Consider the following 21,492-nt stretch of genomic DNA (forward strand, 5'->3'; position numbering starts at 1 on the left):
CAAACGTGTCGTCAGTCTCCGGAGCGGTGGTCGCGGGGGCTGAGGCCCCGTACCCGCTTGAAGGCGGCGCTGAGCGCGAAGGCGCTGCCGTAGCCGACCCGGCGGGCGACGGACTCCAGGGTGGCGTCGTCCTCCCGCAGCAGGTCGGCGGCGAGGGCGAGCCGCCAGCCGGTCAGGTACGTCATCGGGGGCTCGCCCACCAGCTCGGTGAAGCGGCGGGCCAGCGCGGCCCGGGACACCCCGGTCTTCGCGGCGAGCGAGGCGACGGTCCAGGGGTGGGCGGGGTCGTTCTGGAGGAGGCGCAGGGCGCGGCCGACGACCGGGTCGCCCATCGCCCGGTACCAGGCGGGCGCCTCGGCCCCGGGGCGGGCGAACCAGGCGCGGACGGCGGCGATGAGGAGCAGGTCGAGGATCCGGTCGAGGACCACGCTCTGGCCCGGTTCGTCGCGGGCGATCTCCTCGTCGAGGTAGGGCATCAGCGGGCAGCGCCACAGCTCGGCCGGGAGGTGCAGCAGGGACGGCAGGGCGTCCAGGAGCCGCCGCCCGACCTCGCCGTCCATCAGGTAGGTGCCGACGAGCACGGTCGTGCCGCCGTCGAGGGCGTTGCCCCAGGTCCGCAGGCCGAGGTGCAGGGCCTCGGCGAGCGGCTCGCCGGAGAGGGTGGCGCACTCCCCGCCGGGGCCGATGCGGGCGTTCGGCGGCCGGTCGGCGGTGTCGGCGACGGTGTACGGCTCCGGGCCGCGCGCGATCGCGATGTCCCCGGGCCGCAGGAGCACCGGCTCGCCCGAGGAGGGCACGATCCACGCCTCGCCCTCGGTGACACACATCAGGCAGAGCGGCGCGCGGTCCTCGATCCGCACCGACCACGGCGGCTCCATCACCATCCGCAGCAGGAAGGCGCCCCTGGCGCGGGGCCCGTCGAGGAGTCCGGCGAGTGCGTCCATACCCCCGGAGCCTAGACGCACGCGTATGCGGACGAGTCCCTGGAGCATGGGCGCGGGGGCCGCCGGACGGAAGTCTGGATCCGTACCGAGGACAGGACGAGGGAGACGGTGATGGAGACGGGAACGGTGCTGGTGACGGGCGCGACGGGCAAGACCGGGCGCCGGGTCGCGGAGCGGCTCGCGGAGCGCGGCGTGACGGTCCGGGCGGGTTCGCGGGCGGCGGCGGGCGCGGGCGCGGTGCGCTTCGACTGGGAGGACGAGGGGAGCTGGGCCCCGGCGCTGCGGGGCGCGGACGCGGCGTACGTGAACTACTACCCGGACCTGGCGGCGCCGGGTGCCGTGGCGGCGATGACCGCGTTCGGGGCCGCCGCCGCGGCGGCCGGGGTGCGGCGCCTCACGCTCCTGTCGGGGCGGGGCGAGCCGCAGGCGGTGGAGGCGGAGGAGGCCCTGCGGGTCGCCTCGGGGGCCGAACCGGCCGTCGTCCGGGCGGCGTTCTTCGCGCAGAACTTCACGGAGGGCCTGCTCGCGGAGGGGGTCGCGGCGGGCGAGCTGGTCTTCCCCGCCGGGTCGACCCCGGAGCCGTTCATCGACGCGGCGGACGTCGCGGACGTGGTGGTGGAGACGCTGCTCTCGGACGCCCACGCGGGGCTCGTCCACGAACTGACGGGCCCCCGGGCGCTGACCTTCGCCGAGGCGGCGGCGGAGCTCTCCCGTGCCTCGGGGCGCCCGGTGACGTACACGCCGGTCTCCGGGGAGGAGTACGCGGAGCTGCTGACGGGCTTCGGTATCCCCCGGCCGGACGCGGAGTGGGTCGCGGAGCTCTTCGCGAACCTGCTCGACGGCCACAACGCCGAGCCGACGGACGGCGTGAAGCGGGTCCTGGGCCGCGAACCGCGCTCCTTCTCCCGCTTCGCGGCGGAGGGGGCGGAAGGCTGGGCGACGCCCCCGCCGGGCTTCGCGTAGGCCGTGAGGCGGTACTCGGGGACGGGCCGGGGGCGGTCCTGGCCGGGGAGGGCCGCGAGGGCGGCGGCGAGGGTGTCGGTGGTGGCCCGGTCGCCCCGGAACCAGGAGGCGTAGTAGCCGGCGCGCAGCTTGCGTGCGGTGGACTCCGGGGTGGCGCCCTGGCCGTGGCCGGTGAAGGTGGTGGCGGCGGCCGGGGCGAGGCCGTGGGCGGCGGCGAGGGCGGCGACCCGGTCGGCGCGGTCGTGGGCGGCGGTGGGCGCCCGGTGGGGGCGCAGCAGGGCGTCGATGTCGCTGCCGACGTCGTGAGCGGCGTCCTTGTCGACGGTGACGGCGAGGACGCCGCCGGGGCGCAGCACCCGGGCGGCCTCGGCGACGATCTCGCCGGTGAACGGCACCAGGTGGAGCAGCCACACCGCGCAGACGGCGTCGAGGCTCGCGTCGGGGAACGGCAGCCGGCGGGCGTCGGCGCGGACGGTCCGGCCGGGGAGCCTCCGGGCGGCGGTGCGCAGCATGGCGTGGGCGGCGTCGGCGCCGAGGACGCGCAGCCCGGGCCGGGTGATCCGCTCGGTGACGAGGCCGGTGCCGCAGGCGAGGTCGAGGAGGGTACGGGTGCCGGGCTGCAGGAGCCGCAGCACGGCGGCGGCCGCCGCCTCGGCCCTGGGCACACCGCCACGCGTCTCGTCGTAGTGGGCCGCCTCGGTCTCGTAGTCGAGCAGGGTGTCCGCCATGACGGGGATCGTACGCGGCGGCCCGGGGTGACGGGGGGTCAGCGGGCGCCGTGGCCGGGGGCGATCCGCTCGACGCGCTCGGCCAGGGCGAAGTCCTTCTCGGTGAGGGCGCCCCCTGCGGAGTGGGTGTGGACGGAGAGGGCGACCGAGTCGTAGCCGAGCGTCAGATCGGAGTGGTGGTTCAACTCCTGCTGGATCTGGGCGACATGCACGACGAGGGCGGTCGCGGCGAAGTGGTCGGCGAGCCGGTAGGAGCGGACCAGGCGCGCGTCCTCGACGGACCAGCCGGGGAGCTCCCGCAGCCGGTCCTCGATCTCCTTCTGCGACAGCGGCTCTGTGGGCACGGTGGGCTCCCTCCGGTCGGTGGTGCGCGGGGTGGGGTGGGTGGTGCGGGCGTCGGTCCCCGGGAACGTACCCGGGTCACCCCTCTGGGATACCGTCTGCGCATGACAACAGTCGTGAGCGACACGGGTGTGGGGCCGCTGCTGCGCGGCTGGCGCGAGCGGCGGCGGCTCAGTCAGCTGGAGCTCGCGCTGCGCGCCGACTCCTCGGCGCGGCACATCTCCTTCGTGGAGACGGGCCGGTCGCGGCCGAGCGAGGAGATGGTCCTGAGGCTCGCCGAGCACCTGGAGGTGCCGGTGCGGGAGCGCAACGCGCTGCTCCTCGCGGCGGGTTACGCGCCCCGGTACGCGGAGTCGCCGCTCGACGCGCCGGAGCTGGAGACGCTGCGGGAGGGCATCGGCCGGCTGCTCCAGGGGTACGAGCCGTACCCGGCGCTCGTGGTGGACGGCTCGTACACGGTGGTGGCGGCCAACGGGGCGATCGGGATGCTGCTCGGCGGACTGCCGGACCACCTGCTGGCGCCGCCGATGAACGCGATGCGGATCACCCTGCACCCGGAGGGCCTGGCGCCCCGGATCCGGAACCTCCGGGAGTGGCGGGGGCACCTGCTGGCCCAGATGGAGCGTCAGATCGCCTTCGCCCGCTCGGACGCGCTGCGCGCGCTGTACGAGGAGGTGTCGGCGTATCCGCTGCCGGAGTCTCCGAGGTCGTCGGAGTCGTCGGAGGAAGAAGCGGCCGAGCCGTACCCGTACTTCGCGCTGCCGCTGCGGATCGAGCACGACGGGCGGGTGCTGTCCTTCGTGTCGTCGATCTCGACCTTCAACACGCCGATGGACGTGACCGTCGCCGAGCTGGCCATCGAGACGCTGCTCCCGGCCGACCCGGCGACGGTGGAGTACCTGCGGTCCCTCAGCGGGTAGCGGCCCGCAGGGCGGTCCACTGGAGGACGGCGAAACCGGCGACGGTCGCGGCCTGCGCGGGGATCCACAGCAGTCCGGCGGTGGTCGGCTCCAGCCAGGCGACGAGGGCGACGACGCTGAGGGCGGTCCACAGGAGGTTGACGTCGACGACCAGCTTCACGCCCGTGGCCGGAGGCTGCGGCCGGCTCGCCAGCAGGCCGACGCCGACGGCGTAGACGGTGAGGAACAGGCCGAGTTCGAGCAGGAGGCCGGAGTCGACGCCCAGGAACTCGCCGAGCGGGCCGGAAGCGGCGGCGTAGGCGAGGCCGTTGGCCCCGGTGACGACGGCGTCGAGGGCGAGGAACCGGCGGACCATGGACTGCGGCTGGGCGGTGCGGGCGAGACCGGCGAGCAGGGCCTGGGACATGGCGGATCACCCTCCAGAGGGGGTCGTGCGTACGGTTTGCCCGGCGCCCGGGCGGAGTACGCCGCCCGGGTTCCGGTGCTTCAGAGCTTGCCGCCGGGGGCCGGTGCGGGTCGATTACCTCGGAGGTCATGCGGGGGTCATGCCGGGGACCTCAGTAAGGGGCCTTGCGGTGGGCGAGGTGAGCGCGCAGCCGGGCCGTGTCGGCGTCGGTCCAGTCCGGGGGCGGGGCGACGGCGGCCCAGCCGTCGACGGCTCCGGCGCCGTAGCGGTGGCCGTGCGGGGCGTCGACGCCGTACGAGACCGCCATGTCGACCGAGGTCTGCCAGAAGGTGACGAAGGGGAACCAGCGGATCTCGGGGGTGATGTCCGGGCCGAGCGGCCGGGAGAGCCAGGCGGGCCGGTGGAGCAGCAGCTCGGGCGACCACCAGACGACGGGGTCGGAGGCGTTCTGGAGGCAGACCACGCGGGGGTGTTCCCAGGCGGCGGCCGGGCGGGCGAGGTCGGCCGCCGGGAACTGGGCGAAGCGGACGTGGCGGCCGTCCTCGTACGCGGGGCGCCAGACGGGGCTGCCGGCGTCGCGGTCGCGGCGGAGTCCGCGGGAGACCGGCGAGAAGTCCGGCGGGCCGACGAGGAGCGCGCCGTCGGTCTCGGCGAGGAGGCGTTCCACGCTGCCGAAGGAGGCCTCGACGGCGTAGGCGCCGAGGCTCTCGCCGGTGACGACGAGCTTCGGCCGGCGGTCGGCGGGCAGGGCGGCGAGGCGGGCCCGGACGGCGTCGAGGAGGGCGCGGGTGGCCTGTCCGGCCTTCTCCTTGTCGACGAGGAAGGAGACCCAGCTCGGCAGGTACGAGTACTGGACGGCGACGATCGCGGTGTCGCCCCGGTGCATGTGCTCCAGGGCCTCGGCGACGTTCGGGTCGACCCAGCCGGTGCCGGTGGTGCCGGCGACGGCGAGCACGGCCCGGTCGAAGGCGCCGGTGCGGTCGAGTTCGCGGACGGCGAGTTCGGCCTGGGCGGCGAAGGGGCGGTCGGTGGCGAAGGCGACGGGCGGGGTGGAGGGCACGTAGACGCGGACCGGGTCCCGTGAGGGGCGGCCGCTCCAGGCGGTGAGCGCGGCCCGGGTGGGGGTGGAGCCGGTGAAGTTGCGGCCCTCGTAGCCGAGGGAGTCCCAGCCGAGGAGGGAGCCCGGGCCGCCGGAGACGTAGCGGGAGAGGGGGCGTTCGACGCCCGCCTTGGTGCCGCCGTTGGTGGCGGCGGCGATGCGGTCGGCGACGTCGACGATCCCCCGGTCGTAGACGATGTCGCGGACGCCGACGAGGACGGCGAGGGCGGTGAGCAGCGCGCCGGTGGCGTAGGCGACGGGCCGGGGGAGGAGCCGGCCGAGCAGCCGTATCAGGGTGACGGCGCCGAGCCGGACGAGCCGGGCCAGGAGCAGGGCGAGGGCCAGGAGCACGAGGGCGATCAGGGCGATCATCGGCGTGTGCCAGGTCAGCGAGGGCGGCAGGTCCTGGAGGACCCGCAGCCGGCGCTGCATCCGGGCGGACTCGGAGATGAGCCAGACGCTCGCGACCGGGGCGAGCAGCCAGTACGCCTGCCAGCAGCGGGTGCGGAACCACTCGCCGGGCGGCCGGGGGGCGACGGCCCGGCAGAGCCAGGCGAGGGTGGAGCCGAGGGCGTAGCCGATGGCGGCGGTGATCCCGCCGACGATGCCCTGGAGGTACCAGGGGCGGGGCACCAGGGAGGGGCTGAGGCTCGCCCAGAAGAAGACGGTGGCGAGGCAGAGCGCGGTGAGGTCGGGCCAGCGCCGGACCCGGTACGCGGGGCTGCGCCGGTCCCGGTAGGGCCGCCGCGCGAAGCCGCGGAGCCGGCCGGCGGCCCACTGGAACCGGACGAGGGCGGCGGAGGGGCGAGGGGTCGGGAGCCCGGGTTCGGGGCCGGGCGTACGGGGGACGGTGGCGGGTCCCGGGGACCGATCGGGGCGGGGGGTCCGGTCGGTCGAGGTCATCCGGTCAGCCTCGTACGCGGCCGGAGGCGGGCGCAATCGGATTCTCCGGCGACCGGAGGGATCCGGCCGCCCGGCGCGGTGGCCGGGCGGCCGGATCCCCGGGCGGCTCAGCGGACCGGGGGCTCGCGGTGCGAGGGTTCGCGGTGCGGGCGGGTGGCGGCCGGGGTGCGGTCCGGGGCCGGCCGCGCGGGCTTCGGGGCCGGGGCGGGCGGGGTGTCGGCGGTGCGGCGGGCGCGGGCGGCCTCGGCGCGCAGCAGGGCCTGGAGGACGGCGTAGGGGTCTGCGGGCATGACGGTGCTCCTCGTGGGTGCGGAGGTGGGTGGTTGAGGGCTGCTGGGGGCGAGGGCCTGTCAGCAGCGCATCACCACCTGCCGGTGCGGGGCGGGGAGCGGAGCGGGTACGGGGGCGGCGGCGCCGAACGGCGGGGGGCGGCGGTCCCGGCGGGGGCGCGGGGGTGCCGGAACGGGGCGGACGCGGGTCCGGTGGTGCCGGGTGCGGCCGGGGAGGCCCGCCCCCGCGGGGGCGGGCTCGTACGTCTCGCCGGTGGGGTCCGGGGCGGCGGGCGCGCCGGCCGGCCGGGGTTCGGCGGCAGGGAAGGCGCTCGCCGCACCGGTGCCGGCGAGGGCGGCGAGGACGAGCAGCAGGACGAGGAGGAGCCGCCGGAGGCGTGCCGGTGCCCCCGCCGGGGCGGCGGGGGCACGGTGCGGCCGGAGGGGAAGGTCCGGCCGTGATGCGGGGCTCACGGTGATCCGTACTGCCCCGCCGGGCCGGGAGGTGCTCCGTTCGGCCGGGAGATCCGCTCTCCTGGACTACGCCACCGGCGCCGGATTCACCGCCTCGGCGGGCTCCACCGTCTCGGCGGCCTTCTCCACGCCGGGCGCGGGGGCCTCGGCTCGCTTGCGGGCGGCGGTCATCCACGCGTACACGAGGACGCCGGCGAAGAGGAAGAGAACGCCCTGGTAGACGGCGGCGTAGCCGGAACCGGCGACGAGCCAGAGGGAGAAGCCGAAGGCGGTGAGGGCGAGGAGGAGGTCGCGGGCGAGCCGGGAGCGCTGGACCCGGTCCGCCTGCCCGGAGAGCAGGAAGTGGATCTGGGCGGCGGCGGAGAGCAGATAGGGGACGGTGGCGGTGAAGGTGGTGACGAGGACGAGGATCTCGAAGACGCCGCCGGACCCGGCCGTGTAGTTGTACACGGTCAGCAGCGAGGCGAGGGCGACGGTCACCACGACGCCGGCGGTGGGCACCCCGCGCCGCTTCACGGTGAAGACCTGCGGGAAGAGGCCGTCGCGGGCGGCGGCGTACGGGGTCTGGGCGCTGAGCAGGGTCCAGCCGTTGAGGGCGCCGAGCATGGAGACCAGGGCCGTGCAGGCGACGGCGGTGCCGCCCCAGGTGCCGCCGAACATCAGGTTGACGGAGTCGGCGAAGGGGGCGCTGGAGCCGACGAGTCGGTCGTGCGGGACGGTGCCGAGGACGGAGACCATGGTGAGCAGGTAGAGCGCGGCGGCGGCGAGGGTGCCGAGGACGGTGGCGCGGCCGACGTTGCGGCGCGGGTCGCGGACCTCGCCGGCGCTGACGGCGGCGGACTCGACGCCGAGGTAGCTGAAGAGCAGGATCGCGGCGGAGGCGGAGACCGCGCCGAGGGCGCTCCCGCCGTCGGCGCGGAAGGGGCCGAGGTTGGCGCTGTCGAAGAAGAAGAACCCGCCGGCGGCGACGAGCAGCAGCGGGACGAACTTGAGCACGGTGGCGACGACCTGGACGGCGCCGACGTACCGGGTGCCCGCGAGGTTGGCGGCGGCCGGCAGCCACTGGAGGGCCAGGGCGGCGGCGATGGTGGCGGCCTTCGACTCGTGGACGGGCACGAGGACGTCGAGGTAGCCGACGGCGGCGACGGCGAGGGCGGCGTTGGAGACCCAGGCGGTGGCCCAGTACGACCAGGCGGAGAGGAAGCCGGCGAAGTCGCCGAAGGCGGCGCGGGCGTAGACGTACGGGCCGCCGGTGACCGGGTGGCGGCGGGCGAGCCGGCCGAAGACCAGGGCGAGGGCGAGGGCGCCGAGGGTGAGGACGCCGAAGGCGACCAGGCTGATGGTGCCGTAGGGGGCGACGGAGGCGGGCAGGAGGAAGATGCCTCCGCCGATGATGTTGCCCATGACCAGGGCGGTCGCGATCGGCAGTCCGAAGCGGCGGACGTGCCGTCGGCCGGTGTCGCTGTCGCTCCGGGTGGGGGTGGGGGCCGTGCTCATGGGGTGGTGCGCCTTCCGTCGTACAGAACCGGCCCATCGTGAGGGAATGCCGAACACCCGTACAAATCAGCGGTTTTCGTCCGCGCGACCGGCCCATCGACCGGAAGAATTCATTCCACCTCGGTGGTGGACGAGGGAATCTCCGGTGTGTCCGTGGGCGGTTCCAGCGGCACCTGCGGGCCGTCGGCCTCGCGCAGCCAGCGCCGCAGCACCCGGTGCACCCGCTCGGCGCCCACCAGCTCCTCCCCCTCCGCGACCGGCGGCGACAGCTCCGGCGGCGACAGCAGGAAGGGGTGCGCCTGCTCGCCGCCCAGGCCGCCGTGCGAGCCGATCTGCTCCTCGAAGGCGTGCACGGTGCCGGTCACCGGGTCGTACATGGAGTTGACCATCACGTCGGCGACGTGCGGGAAGCCGTCGGTGCGCCGGACCGCGCCGGCCGCGCCCCGGCCGAAGACCGCCAGCGGCCCGTCGTCGGCCAGCTCCGCCACCGGCACCTCCACCCCGTCGCCCGCCAGCACCACCGAACCGTGCTCGGCGCTCGCCACCAGCAGGAAACCGATCCCCGGGTGCTGGGCGAGGGTCCGCAGCAGCGCCGGGTGGCGCCGGTCGATCTCCTCCTTCGTCATCCGGTGCGGCACGTCGGGGAAGGAGACCAGGGCCAGGTTCCCCGAGGCGAGGACGACCGGCTCGGAGGGCCGGGCGGGCAGCTCGCGCTCCGTCTCCTCCTCGCCCGTCTCCACCGGCCGGTGCAGGGCGCTGCGCAGCGCGTCCCTGGCGGCGTCCCTGGCCTCCGCGCCGCTGGGCGTCCGGCCGACCCGGCGCGGCACCGGCAGCCCGCACCCCGCCCGCACCAGGTCCTTCAGCGTCAGCCCGTACGCCCCCGCGAAGGTCTCCCCCGGGCTCTGCCCGTGGTCGGAGAGGAGCACGATCCGGTACGGCCGCGGGGCGTGCTCGGCGACCCGGGCGATCAGGCCGACGGCACGGTCGAGGCGGCGCAGCACCTGGTCCGTGTCGCGGCCCCGCGGCCCGGAGTGGTGAGCGACCTCGTCGTACGCCACCAGGTCCGCGTAGACGGCGGTACGGCCCGCGAGCATGTCGCCCATCACCGCCGCGACCACCACGTCCCGTTCGACGACCGTCGCGAAGGCGCGCACGAAGGGGTACGTGCCGCCGCGCCGGATCCGGGGCGTCTCGCGGCGCAGCCGGGCCCGGGTCGCCTGGGCCACCTCGCGGACGACCTCGCCGGCGAAGGAGCCCGCGGTACGGACCGCGTTGGCCGGGTCGGAGAAGTACGCGAAGTAGCCGGCCCGCGAGCGGTTCCGCCGGCCGCGCCGGGCCGCCGCCGTCAGCACCAGCGCCACCTGGTCGGCGCCGCCGCTGAACAGGTTGCCCCGGGAGGCGCCGTCGAGGCTGAGGAGCCCGCCGTCGCCGGTGCGGCGCACCGCCCTGCGCTGGAGCTCGACCGCGCTCGCCGGCCGGTTCGACACCATGACGCGGCCGGTGTCCTTCTCGTACCAGCGGAAGGCCGGCACGTCCTCGTTGCTGCCGTGCAGGATGCCGAGCTGGCTGGCGCCGGTCTGGCTCGACCAGTCCGTGCGCCACGGGGTGAGCCGGTGGCCGGCGTCGAGCCAGCCCGCCACCGTCGGCATCAGGCCGTCGGCGACGGCCGCCCGCAGCACCTCGTGGCCGACGCCGTCGAGCTGGAGGAAGACCGTGCCGGGCGCGGGCGCGGACCGCGGGTCGCGGGGGCGGGTGCGGCCGGTCAGCCGGTAGAGCCGGCGGCGGTACGCGTCGTCGTCCCGCACGGCGAGCGCGGTGGAGGTCGCGGAGGCCACCGCGGACATCACGGCCGCGACCACGACCGCCGTCTCCGGCTCTGCCGCCCCGCGCCCGTCCGGGACCAGCCGGAGCGCGACCAGCAGCAGCGAACCGTTGAGGAAGAACACGAGCAGGCCGAGCACGAGCGCCGGGACGAGCAGCAGCGCGCGGACGACGAGCGGCCAGACGAGGGCGGTCAGCAGACCGAAGGCACCGGCGGCCCAGGCGGCGGTCAGAGCCGTACGGGTGAGGCTGTCGCCGTCGGCGGACTGCAGCTGGAAGTCCGGGAGCAGGCCGGCGAGGGCGAGCAGGGTGACGGTCGACACGGCCCACACGGTGAGGACGCGTACGGCGGTGCGGCCGGTGCTGCGCCAGCGCCCGTCGCGCCTTGCCTTGTCGCGCCCTGACCCCTCGCCCACGCCACCTCCACCCGAACGTCCCCTCACCCTGACATACCTCCCCACGCGGGACGTACCGCACCCGTGTGGGCAGGCGTTCCGCTGGGGCTGGGGGTCCCCCCTGGACGTAGTCCTTGGGGGAGGGTGGGCGCAGCCCGCAGCGGGGGGCGGGGACGTGGCCCCGGGGGGGTTACGTCCCGTCGTAGCCCGCGGTGGGCATGGAGAGGCGGCGGTGGACCGCCGCTTTCGCGGCGGAGTCGTACGCCGGGTCCGCCGCCTCCGCCGTCTCCACCCGCACCCCCCTCCGCTCGCACTCCGCCCGGAAGCCCGGGACCGACGTCAGCGCGCGGGCGAGGACGTGTTCGTTCGCGGCGACGAAGAGGTCGACCTCGCCGGCCTCGACGTCCGCCCAGAGTTCGGCGTGGTCGGGGCGGACGCCGTAGAAGAGGAGTTCGCGGGCGACGACGTAACCCCGTTCGACGGCCCAGCGGGCGCACGCCGCGTGCTGGCCGCGGGTGTCGACGAGGAAGGGGGTGGAGTCGAGTTCTTCGAGCGGGGTGAGGCTGGCGATCGCCGCGACCCGGACGTCGTTCATGGGCCGACCCTACTGCCCGGCGGAGCCGCACGGGAGGCCCGCCGGGCCTCTACTCTCGTGAGGGAGAGCGGGCGGACGGCGGAAGGGCGGCGGGCCGGTGGAGGTCACCTGGTGGGGGCACGCGACCTGCACGGTCGAGGACTCCGGGGTGCGGTTCCTCACGGACCCCCTGTTCGCCCGGCGCCTCGCGCATCTGCGCCGCCGACGTGGCGCCCCGCCACCGCCGGAGGCGGCCGTCGCGGAGGCGGTCCTCGTCTCGCACCTGCACTCCGACCACCTGCACCTGCCGTCGCTCGCGCGGCTGGCGCCGGGGACCCTGGTCCTCGTGCCGCGCGGCGCGCCCGACGCCGTGCCGGGGCTGCGCCGGCTCGCGGCGCGGGGGCTGCGGCTCACGGAGGTGGCGGCCGGTGACGAGGTGTCGGTGGAGGGCGTGACGGTACGGGCCGTACCGGCGCTCCACGACGGCCGGCGGCTGCCGTTCGGGCCGCACCGCTCCCCCGCGCTCGGGTACGTCGTCGAGGGCGGGGCGCGGACGTACTTCGCCGGGGACACCGGGCTGTTCGCGGAGATGGCGGAGGAGGTCGGGCCCGTGGACGTGGCGCTGCTGCCGGTGGGCGGCTGGGGTCCGTACCTGGGGCAGGGACATCTGGACGCGGCGCGGGCGGCCGAGGCGCTGGCCGCGCTGTCCCCGGCGGCGGCGGTGCCGGTGCACTACGGGACGTACTGGCCGATCGGTCTGGACGGGGTGCGGCCGCACGAGTTCCACGCGCCGGGGGACGAGTTCGTCCGGCAGGCGGCCCGGCTGGCGCCGAAGGTGGCGGTCCACCGGCTCGGGCACGGCGAGCGGGTGCGCCCGGAGGTCGCCCGGTGACAAGTGGACTGCTCGCCGTCGTGCAGGAGCTTCCGCCGGAGTCGACGCAGCAGGCGGTCGGCTATCCGTCGCTCTTCCTCCTGGTGGCGCTGGGCGCGCTGGTGCCGGTGGTGCCGACGGGGGCGATCGTCAGCTCGGCGTCCGTGGTCGCCTTCCACCAATCGTCTCCCTTCCCGCTCCTCGTCGTCTTCCTGCTGGCCTCGGCCGCCGCCTTCGTCGGCGACCTGGCGCTGTACTGGCTGGGGCAGCGCGGGGTCCGTTCCCGCAACGGCTCCCGCTGGCTGGCCGCGCTGCGCGGCCGGGTGACGCCGGAGCGGCTCGCCCACGCGCAGGAGCGCCTCGACAGCCACCAGGTGCCGGTGCTCGTGCTGTCCCGGCTCGTGCCGGCCGGGCGGATCCCGGTGATGCTGGCGTGCCTGCTGGCCCGGATGCCGCTGCGCCGGTTCGCGCGGGGCGACGCGGCGGCCTGTCTGGCGTGGGCGGCGACGTACCAGCTGATCGGCGTCCTGGGCGGTTCGCTCTTCCCCGAGCCCTGGCAGGGCGTGGTGGCGGCGGTGGGTCTGACGCTGCTGATCGGCGCGGTCCCCGCGGTGTGGCGGCGGCTCCGGGGCGGCGGCGACCGGGAGGCGCTACGGCACGAGGACGCGTGAGCCGCCGACGGGGAGGTCCCACAGGTCCTCGCGGGGCAGCCCGGCGCGTTCCCAGGCGGCGCGGACGCGGGTGAGGGGTTCGAGGACGGGTTCGGTGGAGAGGACGAAGGTGGCCCAGTGCATGGGGGCCATCCGGCGGGCGCCCAGGTCCTGGTGGGCGCGGACCGCCTCCTCCGGGTCGGTGTGGACGTCGCGGAGCCACCAGCGCGGCTCGTAGGCGCCGATGGGGAGGAGCGCCAGGTCGATGCCGGGGTGGCGGCGGCCGATCTCGGCGAACCAGTGGCCGTAACCCGTGTCCCCGGCGAAGTACAGCCGCCGTCCGGTGGGGTCGGTGAGCACCCAGCCGCCCCACAGGGAGCGGCAGGTGTCCAGGAGGGTCCGCTTGGACCAGTGGTGGGCGGGGACGAAGTCGAAGCGGACGCCGCCGAGTTCGGCCGCCTCCCACCAGTCGAGCTCGGTGACGCGGGTGAAGCCGCGGCGGAGGAACCAGCGGCCGAGGCCGGCGGGGACGAGGACGGGGGTGGTGCGCGGGAGCCGCCGGAGGGTGGGGGCGTCGAGGTGGTCGAAGTGGTTGTGGCTGATGACGACCGCGTCGACCGGCGGCAGGTCCTCCCAGCGGACGCCGACCGGGGTGAGCCTGGCCGGGGTGCCGAGGATGCGGCGGGACCAGACGGGGTCGGTGAGGACGGTGAGGCCGCCGAGGCGCAGGATCCAGCTGGCGTGCCCGGCCCAGGTGACGGCGACGGTGCCGGGCCCGGCGGGCGGCAGCGGGCCGGGCTCGAAGGGCAGCAGCGGGATGTCCCGCAGGCCCTCGGGCCGGGGGCGTACGGCGCCTTCGCGGGCGAGCCGGGCGAGGGCGCGGACGCCGGGCAGGGGCGCGGTGAGCCGGTCGGCGAAGCTGCGGGGCCAGTCCGGGCGCAGCCGGCCGAGCGGCTGGAGCACGGAGGTGGGGACCGCGTCGGAGGCGGCGCGGGGCGGGGCCTCGGCGGCCGGGGCGGGGCGGGCCGTCCGTTCGGTCATCTGCGGGCTCCGTTCTGTGCGGCGGGGTCGGCCGGTGGCCGGGCCAGGTCCTCCAGGGCGGCGGCCAGTCCGGCCAGGGCCCGTAGCGCCTGGGGCAGTCGCTCGGGTTCGCGGGCGGCGAGGGTCTCGGCGCGTTCGGGCGGGGTGGTGCCGAGCAGCGGCCCGGTGTCGAGGCGGACGCGGAGCGCGCCGAGTTCGTCGCCGAAGCGGTGACCGCCGGGGACGGGCCGGCCGAGGCGGGCGGTGAGGTGCTGCTCCAGTTCCAGGGAGTCGGTGACGCCGTGGGCGGCGAGTCCGGGGCGGAGCGGCCCGAGGTCGGCGTAGAGGTGCCGGCCGGCCTGCGGGGGCCGGGCGAGGGCGCCGGCGGCGAGGACGGTGCGGTGCGCGGCGGCGGCGAGCCTGCCGTGGACGACGGCGGCGCGCCGGGCCGGTACGGAGACGTCCTCGGGTTCGTCGAGGGCGTGGGCGACGGCGGGGGCGACCGGGGCGGGCAGTACGGCTCCGAGGGCGGTGAGCACGTCGAGGGCGCGGGCGCGGGGGTCGCCGTAGCGGTCGGCGCGGTCCGGTCCTGTGGGCGGGAAGCGGGCGACGGCGCAGGGCCAGGAGGCGGGGACGAGTCCGCCGCCGGCGAGGTCGGCGAGGACGGTGACGTCGTCGGGGCACATCTCGGCGGGGCTGAGGAGGACGGCGTCCTGGGGGTGGTGGAGAGTGTCGCGCCAGGTCTCGTCGCTGATGACGTGGAGCCCTTCGGCGACAGCGGCCTCGCAGGCCTCGCGGACGAGTTCGGGCGGGGCGACGGTGGCGGTGGGGTCGTCGGCGACGGAGAGGAGCAGGACGCGCGGGTCGCCGCCCTCGGCGCGGACCCGGCGGACGGTCTCCAGGAGGGCGTACGGGTCGGGGACGCCACCGGCCTCGGCGGTGGTGGGCACGTGGTAGGCGGGCCGGCCGAGGAGCCGGATCTGCGGGGTCCACCAGGCGGGGCAGGGCCGGGGCAGTAGCACGTCGCCGCCGTGGGCGGCGAGGAGGGCGAGGAGCAGGGCGGGGGCGCCGGGGGCGGCGAGGGCGTCCTCGGCGTGGCCGCGCAGGCCGCGGCGCCACCAGTAGCCGGCGGCCGCCTCGCGCAGGACGGGGCCGCCGCCGGGCGGCTCGGGGTCGGTCCGTCCGGCGGCGCTCGCGAGGAGGGCGGCGAGCGCCGGGGGGACGGGCCGGCCGCTCGCGGGCGCGGGAGGTCCGTAGCGCACCGGGCCGCGGCCTTCCGGAGCCGTCTCCCGCATGTCCCGTACCTCCTGAGCGCGCGGGGCGCCGGGCACGGCGTCCCCGTGCCCTTTATACGAAGGTTCACCCGTTTCCGCCCGTTCAGGCGGCGGTGATCGGGTGACGAGAAGGCGGCGGGGGCGGCCCGGTTCCCCCACAGTCCGGGCCGCCCCCGCGATGCGCGTCCCCCGTCACGCGCCTCCCCCGCACGGAAAGATATAGAAGTCACTTCTAGAAACCAACTCCAATCCCTGCCCACTCGGTACGACCCGACCGGATCCCCCACCCAACTCCCCTGTATCCCCGGGGAGTCGGCGAACCCCTCTCGTCCATATCCCAAGACGCCCGTCTCATTATTCAGCGCTTGGCCCTACCGTGGAGCCACACACCCACACCGAGGGAGTCGATTCCATGACGCACGCCGCCGTCTACACCCATGGCCACCACGAGTCGGTCCTCCGCTCCCACCGCTGGCGCACCGCCGCCAACTCGGCGGCCTACCTGCTGGGCGAACTGCGCTCGGGGCTCGACGTGCTGGACGTCGGCTGCGGTCCCGGCACCATCACCGCCGACCTGGCCGCGCTGGTCGCCCCGGGCCGGGTCACCGCCGTCGACACGGCCGAGGACGTCCTGGACAAGGCGCGCGCGACGGTCGCCGAACGGGGCCTGGAGAACGTCGATCTCGCGGTCGCCGACGTCCACGCCCTGGACTTCCCCGACGCCTCCTTCGACATCGTCCACGCCCACCAGGTGCTCCAGCACGTGGGCGACCCGGTGCGGGCCCTGCGCGAGATGCGCCGGGTGTGCCGGCCGGGCGGGATCGTCGCCGCCCGCGACAGCGACTACGGCGCCTTCGTCTGGTACCCCGAGCGGCCCGCCCTGGACGGCTGGCTGGACCTCTACCACCGGGTGGCGCGCGCCAACGGCGGCGAGCCGGACGCCGGACGGCGGCTGGTCTCCTGGGCCCGTCAGGCCGGCTTCACCGACGTCACCGCCACCGCGTCCGCCTGGTGCTTCTCCACGCCGGAGGAGCGGGCCTGGTGGAGCGGCCTGTGGGCGGACCGCACGACGGCCTCGACCTACGCCGGCCTGGCGGTCGACGGCGGCCACGCCACCCGCGCCGGACTGGAGGCGATCGGCGCGGCCTGGCGCGAGTGGGGCGCCCAGGAGGACGCCTCCTTCGTGGTCCCGCACGGCGAGATCCTGTGCCGCGTCCCATGACCCCGGCGGGCCGAAATGGGCGCGCGCCGGATCCCGCCCCCGGCCTACGGTGGAGGGTCGTCCGCCGCCGGGGCGGGCACCGGGACCACCACGGGAGTACGAGAGATGGGCACGCCACACACCTACCGGGTCATCGTGCGGGGCACCTTCGACGGGCTGTCGCCCGAGAGCCGGGAACGGCTGCTCGCCGAGGTGGAGGAGCACGGCCTGGCGGCGATGCGGTTCACCGAGGAGGGCTCGCTCACCTACGACCGGGCGCTCAAGCACTTCTCGTACCGGCTGGTCGTCGAGTCGGACGCCGAGGACGGCGACGAGATGGCCGGCGCGCTCGCCGAGGAACGGGTGGAGGCGGCGCTCGCGGCGCTCGGGCACGGCCACCGGGGCCTCAAGTCCACGGTGACCGACCTCGACACGATGAAGATCAACCGCAAGGGGCGGTGATCGCCCGGCGCTCGTGGCCCCGCCGGGCCCCGTCGCCGAAGAGCATCGCGGGCGAGAAGCCCTCCGGCGGAAGCCGGCCCGGCGGGCCAGGGCGTGGGAAGGGGGACGCGGGACGGTGCACGACACCGAGGATGTACGGCTCCGAGGGCGCGGGCCCCTGTCGGCTCCCGCGACTCCGGCGGGGCGCGCCGGCTCCGGAGGCCCTCGGGACACACGGCGGCCGGGGCGGCACGCTCAGCGGCGGGCCGTCGTCACGCGGACGGGGCAGGGTTCGCCCTTGCGGAGGACGCCGATCACGACCGTCGTCCGGCGGTCGAGGCCCGTGCCCGCGGCCGGGTACTGGGTGCAGACCTCCCAGTGCGGGGGCCACAGCACCCGCCGGTCCCGGCCGCTCGCGTCGTGGACGTCGAGCCGGGTGCGGGGATCCAGGCGGGTGAAGACCCGCCACAGGCCCCGACCGCGGAAGTCCGGCATCGGCGGCCTCGCACCGGCCGCCGCCTCCCGGACCCGCCGGGCGTCCGCCGTGTCCCCGGAGGCCCCGGCCGCGCTCGCCGCCACCGCGGCGACGGCGAGGGCCGCGCCCGCCCCGATCAGGGCCCCGCGCCTCACCTGTTCCTCCTGAAGCCCCTCCGGGCCACGTACCAGCCGCAGAGCGCGCCCAGCAGGGCGGTGGCGAGCAGGGCGAGGTAGAGCGGCATCGTCACCTCCGGGATCAGCAGCCGGATCCTGACGTCGCCGGTGTTCTCGAAGATGAAGACGAGCAGGAGGACCGCGACGAGCGCGATCGCGATCCGTCCGGGGGTGATGGTTCCGGCCCTCTCCCGCTTCCTGCCTGCCGTGTCCTTGGGACTCATGCCCGGCCCTCTCCTCCGTCGTCCGTCTCGGGCGTACCCGTGGAACCAGAATGGGGGGATCGGCACGCCGGCGGGGCGGTGGACGGCACCGTCCGGGTGACTTGTCAGACAGCTCGGGACGGTTACGGTGGTGGCCGGACGACGGACGAGGAGGAGCCTTGGCGGTCAGCGGGCACCGGCGGCGACCGGTGGTGGCGCTCTACGAGCGGATCGCGGACGCCGTCCACGACGGCACCTACCCGCCCGGTTCGACCCTCCCCTCCGAGCCGAAGCTCGCCGCCGAACTGGGCGTGAGCCGGCCCGCGCTGCGCGAGGCGCTGCTGCTGCTCCAGGAGGACGGGCTGCTCACGGTGCGGCGCGGGGTGGGACGGACGGTGAACGCGCGGCCGCCGCGCCGCGGCTTCGAGCAGATCCAGCCGCTGGAGGAGCTGATCGGCGGCGGCACGGGCCCCCGGGTCCGTGCCCTGCTGCGCACCGTGGAGGAGCCCACCGACTTCACCACCCAGCACCTGCTGGCCCCGGCCCGCGCCGAGCTGCGGTTCTGGGAGTCGGTCCTCGGCGGCGAGGCGGGCCCCGCGGCGCTGTGCCACGAGTGGGCGGCGGCGGACGAGGTCCTGGACCGCGTCCACCCTCCCTTCGCCCGCGCGCTGAGGGAGCGCGAGGAGGAGGCGGGCGGCGCGGCGTCGATGCTCTCGGTCCTGCTCGGGGCCTCACGGGAGGTGGCGCTGCACGCCCACAGCGGGATCACGGCCACCCTGCTCGGGCGGCGGCGCGGCGAGCAGCTGGGCCGTCCCGCGGACACCCCGGCGGTCCTCGTCACCCAGGTGGTGCGGGTCGGGGACACCCCCGTCCTGGCCGCCAAGCACATGCTCCCGACGGGCGCGCCCGCGCTGCCGGTCCTCCAGTCCCACTGAGCCCGGGCCCGCCGGGCCCCGCGCCCCGGACCGCCGACCGGAGCCTTGCGCGGGGGTCCCGCCTTCGGAGCCGTACGGGAGAAATCCCGCGGACGCCCTTCCCGGCGCGCGATGACGTACACTTCCCCGCCATGCACTTGTCTGACAACTCTGCCACGCCTGCCCGGGCCGCCGTCTCCGACTGGATCCGCCGCGCCCCGAAGGCCGTCCTCCACGACCACCTCGACGGCGGGCTCCGCCCGGCCACCATCGTCGAGCTGGCCCGGGAGTGCGGCTACACCGCGCTGCCGACCGAGGACCCGGCCGAGCTCGCGGTCTGGTTCCGGGACGCCGCCGACTCCGGCTCCCTGGAGCGCTACCTGGAGACCTTCGCCCACACCTGCGCCGTGATGCAGACCCGCGAGGCGCTGGTCAGGATCGCGGCCGAGTGCGCCGAGGACCTGGCGGCGGACGGGGTCGTCTACGCGGAGGTGCGGTACGCCCCCGAGCAGCACCTGGAGGCGGGGCTGACCCTCGACGAGGTCGTCGAGGCGGTCAACGAGGGCTTCCGCGAGGGCGAGCGCCGGACCGGCGGCCGGATCACCGTCCGGGCGCTGCTCACCGGCATGCGGCACACCGACCGCTCCCTTGAGATCGCCCGGCTCACCGTCGCCCACCGCGACAACGGCGTGGCCGGCTTCGACATCGCCGGCGGCGAGATAGGCAACCCGCCCGCCCGCCACCTGCCCGCCTTCCAGCACCTGAAGCGGGAGAACTGCCACTTCACCATCCACGCGGGCGAGGCCGTCGGCGCCGAGTCGATCCACGAGGCGGTGCAGATCTGCGGCACCGAGCGGATCGGGCACGGGGTGCGGATCACGGACGACATCGCCGAGGACGGCACACTGGGCCGGCTGGCCGCGTACGTCCGCGACAACCGGATCGCCCTGGAGGTCTGCCCGACCTCCAACCTGCAGACCGGCGCGGCCAAGGACTACGGCTCGCACCCGATCGACGAGCTGCGGCGGCTCGGCTTCCGCATCACCCTCAACACCGACAACCGCCTGGTCTCCGGCACCACCATGAGCGAGGAGTTCCAGCACATGGCGGACGCCTTCGGGTACGGCCCCGAGGTCTTCGAGGAGTTCACGGTCGCCGCCCTGGAGGCCGCGTTCCTGCCGCTGCCGGAGCGCCGCCGCCTCATCGAGGAGGTCGTGCGCCCGGGATACGCGGCGCTCTGACCCCGGCGGGGAGGGCGGCGGGCGGCCGTCCTCCCCGGTGGAAGGCCGGTGGCGGAAGCCCGGTGGAAGAATGACGCCATGACCGCTGAGGAGTTCAGGCCCGAGTCGGAGCGGATCACGCGCACCCTGCGCGACCAGATCATCGACGGCACCCGGGCGCCCGGCAGCCGCCTCGTGGAGCGGGAGATCGCGGCCGAGCTCGACGTGAGCCGGCTGCCGGTCCGCGACGCGCTGCGGGACCTGGTCAAGGAGGGGCTCGTGACGCCCCGGCCGCGCACCTGGGCGGTGGTGCGGGAGTTCACCGCCTCCGACATCTCCGACCTCATCGAGGTCCGGTCCGCCCTGGAGGTCCTGGCGTTCCGGCTCGCGGCCCAGCGCCGCACCCGCGCCGGGCTCGCCAAGCTGCGCGCCGACCTCGACGCCGAGCGGGCCGCGGCGGCCCGGGGCGACGGGGCGGAGGCGCGGCGGGCGGCCGCCGACTTCCACGAGACCGTCACCGAACTCGCCGACAACGCCCTGCTGACCGAGCTGGAGGGAACGCTGCGCAGCCGGATGCGCTGGCTGCTCGGCCGGCACGAAGACTTCGCGGGGATGGCCGAGGAGCACGAGGAGCTCTACCGGGGGATCGAGGCGCGGGACGTGGAACGCGTCGAGGAACTGGCGCTGCGCCACCTGGAGTCCAGCCGGAGCAAGGCGACCGAGCACCGGAGGAAGCCGGCGGAGGAGTGATCCCCCTTTCTACGTTCTGCGCTGTTTCGCGTCCGTGGTCAGAGCAGGGCGGGTACGTCGAGAGTGAGCGTGCCCGCGTCGGCGTCGAGCACCGCCGGTATGCCGAGCGGCACGGTCGGCGCGGTCGGGCGGTGGCCGAAGCCCAGCTCCTCCACGACCGGCACGCCCAGGCCGCCGAGCCGGTCGGCGAGGACGGCGCGGACCTCCTCGTAGGGGCCGCACTCCTCCCACGAGCCGAGGGCGATCCCGGCGACGCCGTCGAGCAGGCCGGAGCGCAGCAGCTGCGTGAGGATCCGGTCGAGGCGGTACGGCTCCTCCCCCGTGTCCTCCAGGAGGAGCAGCCCGCCGCGGGCGGAGGGACGGGCGCGCGGGGTGGCGAGGTCGGCGGCGAGCAGGCTGACGCAGCCGCCGAGGGTGATGCCCGCGGCGCGGCCGGGGACCAGGGGGCTCGCGGTCCCCGCCCCCAGGGTCCGTACCGTCTCGGGCTCGAAGAGGGTGGCCCGCAGGGACTCCCGGGTGCGCGGCTCGGTGAGGAAGGCGGCGGTCGCGACCATCGGGCCGTGCAGGGTGGCGAATCCGGCGCGGACGGCGAAGGCCTCGTGCAGGGCGGTGACGTCGCTGTAGCCGATGAAGGCCTTGGGCCCGGCCGCGCGGATCACGGACCAGTCCACCAGGTCCACCATGCGCTGGGCGCCGTACCCTCCGCGCGCGCAGATCACGGCGGCGACGGAGGGGTCGCCGTACGCCTCCGTCAGGTCGCGGGCCCGGGCGCGGTCCGCGCCCGCCAGATGGCCGAGGGCCGGGTGGGTGTCGAGGACGTGCGGGGCGACGACCGGTTCGAGCCCCCAGCCGCGCAGCAGGTCGAGCCCCGGCAGGAGCCGGTCCTCGGGCACGGGGCCGCTGGGGGCGACCACGGCGATCCGGTCGCCGGGGCGCAGCCGGGCGGCGCGGGCGAGCATCGG

At 76.1% G+C, this 21,492-nt stretch carries 23 protein-coding genes and 1 pseudogene; 9 read left to right on the forward strand and 15 right to left on the reverse strand.

Features of this window, described 5'->3' with window-relative positions; translation table 11 throughout:
- Nucleotides 1–11: 11 nt before the first annotated feature.
- The gene (locus QK442_RS09460) at nucleotides 12–944 is read right to left on the reverse strand and encodes an AraC family transcriptional regulator (protein ID WP_282693428.1); all 933 of its coding nucleotides are present in this window, start codon (nucleotides 942–944) and stop codon (nucleotides 12–14) included.
- Nucleotides 945–1,055: 111 nt separating this feature from the next.
- On the opposite strand from QK442_RS09460, the gene QK442_RS09465 reads away from it, so the two are divergent.
- On the forward strand, nucleotides 1,056–1,907 hold the full coding sequence (locus QK442_RS09465; RefSeq protein WP_282693570.1) for an NmrA family NAD(P)-binding protein: 852 nt from the start codon (nucleotides 1,056–1,058) through the stop codon (nucleotides 1,905–1,907).
- Here QK442_RS09465 and QK442_RS09470 read toward each other — a convergent pair.
- Nucleotides 1,898–2,623 (reverse strand): annotated as a pseudogene (locus QK442_RS09470) (class I SAM-dependent methyltransferase); the annotation flags it as partial. The gene QK442_RS09465 and the pseudogene QK442_RS09470 overlap by 10 nt on opposite strands.
- 50 nt (nucleotides 2,624–2,673) lie before the next feature.
- The gene (locus QK442_RS09475) at nucleotides 2,674–2,979 is read right to left on the reverse strand and encodes a 4a-hydroxytetrahydrobiopterin dehydratase (protein WP_282693429.1); all 306 of its coding nucleotides are present in this window, start codon (nucleotides 2,977–2,979) and stop codon (nucleotides 2,674–2,676) included.
- 102 nt (nucleotides 2,980–3,081) lie between these two features.
- Here QK442_RS09475 and QK442_RS09480 point away from each other — a divergent pair, with 102 nt between their 5' ends.
- Nucleotides 3,082–3,897, forward strand: a complete 816-nt coding sequence (locus tag QK442_RS09480) for a helix-turn-helix transcriptional regulator (RefSeq protein WP_282693430.1) — start codon at nucleotides 3,082–3,084, stop codon at nucleotides 3,895–3,897.
- Here QK442_RS09480 and QK442_RS09485 read toward each other — a convergent pair.
- From QK442_RS09485 to QK442_RS09515, 7 genes are all read right to left on the reverse strand, one after another.
- Nucleotides 3,887–4,303, reverse strand: a complete 417-nt coding sequence (locus tag QK442_RS09485) for a hypothetical protein (protein ID WP_282693431.1) — start codon at nucleotides 4,301–4,303, stop codon at nucleotides 3,887–3,889. The genes QK442_RS09480 and QK442_RS09485 overlap by 11 nt on opposite strands.
- Before the next feature lie 151 nt (nucleotides 4,304–4,454).
- Nucleotides 4,455–6,305 (reverse strand): alpha/beta hydrolase, encoded by a 1,851-nt coding sequence (locus QK442_RS09490; protein ID WP_282693432.1) that lies wholly within the window; start codon nucleotides 6,303–6,305, stop codon nucleotides 4,455–4,457.
- 107 nt (nucleotides 6,306–6,412) lie between these two features.
- Nucleotides 6,413–6,595: a hypothetical protein gene (locus QK442_RS09495; protein ID WP_282693433.1), complete on the reverse strand. Its 183-nt coding sequence runs from the start codon at nucleotides 6,593–6,595 to the stop codon at nucleotides 6,413–6,415.
- 60 nt (nucleotides 6,596–6,655) lie between these two features.
- Entirely contained in the window at nucleotides 6,656–7,048 is a 393-nt protein-coding gene (locus QK442_RS09500; RefSeq protein WP_282693434.1) for a hypothetical protein, read from the reverse strand.
- A 66-nt stretch (nucleotides 7,049–7,114) separates the two neighbouring features.
- Entirely contained in the window at nucleotides 7,115–8,545 is a 1,431-nt protein-coding gene (locus tag QK442_RS09505) for an amino acid permease (RefSeq protein ID WP_282693435.1), read from the reverse strand.
- 110 nt (nucleotides 8,546–8,655) lie between these two features.
- Complete coding sequence (locus QK442_RS09510; protein WP_282693571.1) at nucleotides 8,656–10,698, reverse strand: phage holin family protein; 2,043 nt, start codon at nucleotides 10,696–10,698, stop codon at nucleotides 8,656–8,658.
- 253 nt (nucleotides 10,699–10,951) lie between these two features.
- Complete coding sequence (locus QK442_RS09515; protein WP_282693436.1) at nucleotides 10,952–11,356, reverse strand: hypothetical protein; 405 nt, start codon at nucleotides 11,354–11,356, stop codon at nucleotides 10,952–10,954.
- A 97-nt stretch (nucleotides 11,357–11,453) separates the two neighbouring features.
- Between QK442_RS09515 and QK442_RS09520 the strand changes: the two genes are divergently transcribed.
- Entirely contained in the window at nucleotides 11,454–12,227 is a 774-nt protein-coding gene (locus QK442_RS09520; RefSeq protein ID WP_282693437.1) for an MBL fold metallo-hydrolase, read from the forward strand.
- Nucleotides 12,224–12,877, forward strand: coding sequence for a VTT domain-containing protein (locus QK442_RS09525; protein WP_282693438.1), 654 nt, complete (start codon nucleotides 12,224–12,226; stop codon nucleotides 12,875–12,877). The genes QK442_RS09520 and QK442_RS09525 overlap by 4 nt, the downstream gene beginning before the upstream one ends.
- Here the strand turns inward: QK442_RS09525 and QK442_RS09530 are convergent.
- Both QK442_RS09530 and QK442_RS09535 read right to left on the reverse strand, forming a co-directional pair.
- Nucleotides 12,857–13,897, reverse strand: coding sequence for an MBL fold metallo-hydrolase (locus tag QK442_RS09530; RefSeq protein ID WP_282693439.1), 1,041 nt, complete (start codon nucleotides 13,895–13,897; stop codon nucleotides 12,857–12,859). The two genes, QK442_RS09525 and QK442_RS09530, sit on opposite strands and share 21 nt — an antisense overlap.
- The gene (locus QK442_RS09535; protein WP_282693440.1) at nucleotides 13,894–15,171 is read right to left on the reverse strand and encodes an aminotransferase class I/II-fold pyridoxal phosphate-dependent enzyme; all 1,278 of its coding nucleotides are present in this window, start codon (nucleotides 15,169–15,171) and stop codon (nucleotides 13,894–13,896) included. The genes QK442_RS09530 and QK442_RS09535 overlap by 4 nt, the downstream gene beginning before the upstream one ends.
- 391 nt (nucleotides 15,172–15,562) lie before the next feature.
- On the opposite strand from QK442_RS09535, the gene QK442_RS09540 reads away from it, so the two are divergent.
- The gene (locus tag QK442_RS09540) at nucleotides 15,563–16,372 is read left to right on the forward strand and encodes a class I SAM-dependent methyltransferase (protein WP_282693441.1); all 810 of its coding nucleotides are present in this window, start codon (nucleotides 15,563–15,565) and stop codon (nucleotides 16,370–16,372) included.
- A gap of 105 nt (nucleotides 16,373–16,477) precedes the next feature.
- Nucleotides 16,478–16,813 carry a DUF6204 family protein gene (locus QK442_RS09545; protein ID WP_282693442.1) on the forward strand — a complete coding sequence of 112 codons (336 nt, stop codon included), beginning with the start codon at nucleotides 16,478–16,480 and terminating at the stop codon, nucleotides 16,811–16,813.
- Between the two features lie 234 nt (nucleotides 16,814–17,047).
- On the opposite strand, the gene QK442_RS09550 is transcribed toward QK442_RS09545, so the two are convergent.
- Together QK442_RS09550 and QK442_RS09555 are read right to left on the reverse strand one after the other, a co-directional pair.
- Nucleotides 17,048–17,422 carry a hypothetical protein gene (locus QK442_RS09550; RefSeq protein WP_282693443.1) on the reverse strand — a complete coding sequence of 125 codons (375 nt, stop codon included), beginning with the start codon at nucleotides 17,420–17,422 and terminating at the stop codon, nucleotides 17,048–17,050.
- On the reverse strand, nucleotides 17,419–17,667 hold the full coding sequence (locus QK442_RS09555; RefSeq protein WP_282693444.1) for a lipopolysaccharide assembly protein LapA domain-containing protein: 249 nt from the start codon (nucleotides 17,665–17,667) through the stop codon (nucleotides 17,419–17,421). Before QK442_RS09555 ends, QK442_RS09550 begins: the two co-directional genes overlap by 4 nt.
- A 158-nt stretch (nucleotides 17,668–17,825) precedes the next feature.
- Here QK442_RS09555 and QK442_RS09560 point away from each other — a divergent pair, with 158 nt between their 5' ends.
- The 3 genes from QK442_RS09560 to QK442_RS09570 all read left to right on the forward strand — a co-directional run bounded on the left by QK442_RS09560 (nucleotide 17,826) and on the right by QK442_RS09570 (nucleotide 20,530).
- On the forward strand, nucleotides 17,826–18,581 hold the full coding sequence (locus tag QK442_RS09560; RefSeq protein ID WP_282693445.1) for a GntR family transcriptional regulator: 756 nt from the start codon (nucleotides 17,826–17,828) through the stop codon (nucleotides 18,579–18,581).
- A 131-nt stretch (nucleotides 18,582–18,712) separates the two neighbouring features.
- Complete coding sequence (locus QK442_RS09565; RefSeq protein WP_282693446.1) at nucleotides 18,713–19,801, forward strand: adenosine deaminase; 1,089 nt, start codon at nucleotides 18,713–18,715, stop codon at nucleotides 19,799–19,801.
- 78 nt (nucleotides 19,802–19,879) lie between these two features.
- Entirely contained in the window at nucleotides 19,880–20,530 is a 651-nt protein-coding gene (locus QK442_RS09570) for a GntR family transcriptional regulator (protein WP_282693447.1), read from the forward strand.
- A 38-nt stretch (nucleotides 20,531–20,568) separates the two neighbouring features.
- On the opposite strand, the gene QK442_RS09575 is transcribed toward QK442_RS09570, so the two are convergent.
- On the reverse strand, nucleotides 20,569–21,489 hold the full coding sequence (locus QK442_RS09575; RefSeq protein ID WP_282693572.1) for an LD-carboxypeptidase: 921 nt from the start codon (nucleotides 21,487–21,489) through the stop codon (nucleotides 20,569–20,571).
- Nucleotides 21,490–21,492 lie beyond the last annotated feature (3 nt).

The organism is Streptomyces sp. CC208A (assembly GCF_030010625.1).
Lineage (GTDB): Bacteria > Actinomycetota > Actinomycetes > Streptomycetales > Streptomycetaceae > Streptomyces.

Bases quoted from the DNA above. Each gene is read 5' to 3' on its own strand.
- QK442_RS09535 (WP_282693440.1), bottom strand. From the start codon at position 15,171: ATGCGGGAGACGGCTCCGGAAGGCCGCGGCCCGGTGCGCTACGGACCT.
- QK442_RS09480 (WP_282693430.1), top strand. From the start codon at position 3,082: ATGACAACAGTCGTGAGCGACACGGGTGTGGGGCCGCTGCTGCGCGGC.
- QK442_RS09460 (WP_282693428.1), bottom strand. From the start codon at position 944: ATGGACGCACTCGCCGGACTCCTCGACGGGCCCCGCGCCAGGGGCGCC.
- QK442_RS09515 (WP_282693436.1), bottom strand. From the start codon at position 11,356: ATGAACGACGTCCGGGTCGCGGCGATCGCCAGCCTCACCCCGCTCGAA.
- QK442_RS09530 (WP_282693439.1), bottom strand. From the start codon at position 13,897: ATGACCGAACGGACGGCCCGCCCCGCCCCGGCCGCCGAGGCCCCGCCC.
- QK442_RS09545 (WP_282693442.1), top strand. From the start codon at position 16,478: ATGGGCACGCCACACACCTACCGGGTCATCGTGCGGGGCACCTTCGAC.
- QK442_RS09540 (WP_282693441.1), top strand. From the start codon at position 15,563: ATGACGCACGCCGCCGTCTACACCCATGGCCACCACGAGTCGGTCCTC.
- QK442_RS09495 (WP_282693433.1), bottom strand. From the start codon at position 6,595: ATGCCCGCAGACCCCTACGCCGTCCTCCAGGCCCTGCTGCGCGCCGAG.
- QK442_RS09490 (WP_282693432.1), bottom strand. From the start codon at position 6,305: ATGACCTCGACCGACCGGACCCCCCGCCCCGATCGGTCCCCGGGACCC.
- QK442_RS09555 (WP_282693444.1), bottom strand. From the start codon at position 17,667: ATGAGTCCCAAGGACACGGCAGGCAGGAAGCGGGAGAGGGCCGGAACC.
- QK442_RS09575 (WP_282693572.1), bottom strand. From the start codon at position 21,489: ATGCTCGCCCGCGCCGCCCGGCTGCGCCCCGGCGACCGGATCGCCGTG.
- QK442_RS09505 (WP_282693435.1), bottom strand. From the start codon at position 8,545: ATGAGCACGGCCCCCACCCCCACCCGGAGCGACAGCGACACCGGCCGA.
- QK442_RS09485 (WP_282693431.1), bottom strand. From the start codon at position 4,303: ATGTCCCAGGCCCTGCTCGCCGGTCTCGCCCGCACCGCCCAGCCGCAG.
- QK442_RS09465 (WP_282693570.1), top strand. From the start codon at position 1,056: ATGGAGACGGGAACGGTGCTGGTGACGGGCGCGACGGGCAAGACCGGG.
- QK442_RS09570 (WP_282693447.1), top strand. From the start codon at position 19,880: ATGACCGCTGAGGAGTTCAGGCCCGAGTCGGAGCGGATCACGCGCACC.
- QK442_RS09565 (WP_282693446.1), top strand. From the start codon at position 18,713: ATGCACTTGTCTGACAACTCTGCCACGCCTGCCCGGGCCGCCGTCTCC.